1 protein-coding gene is annotated in these 281 nt (G+C 61.2%); it reads right to left on the reverse strand.

Features of this window, described 5'->3' with window-relative positions:
* The coding region (locus LXM55_RS32370; RefSeq protein ID WP_233324212.1) for an immunoglobulin-like domain-containing protein at positions 1-281 on the reverse strand (281 nt) is incomplete at both ends.

Raw genomic sequence — 281 nt, forward strand, 5'->3', positions numbered from 1 at the left:
ATGCCGCCTTCAGCGACGCTCGGCGTAGCGGTCAGGCTAACAGTTGAAGTATCGATAGTGTCCGTGACGTCGGTCACGGCTGGAGTCGGGTTGGTCTCCAGGTGCTCGAAGTTGCCGCCATCGGCCTTGGTGATGGTGACTTCAACCTTACCAGCATCTTTATAGACGTCATCCGCTGGGGCAGCCACGGTAGCGGTGCCCGAAGTGGCGCCTGCTGCGATGGTGATCACCGCACCGTTGGACAGGGTCACGGTCACTGGCGTGCCAGCGGCATTGGTCAG

It is taken from the genome of Pseudomonas sp. Au-Pse12 (assembly GCF_021341665.1).
In the GTDB taxonomy this organism is placed as follows: Bacteria; Pseudomonadota; Gammaproteobacteria; order Pseudomonadales; family Pseudomonadaceae; genus Aquipseudomonas.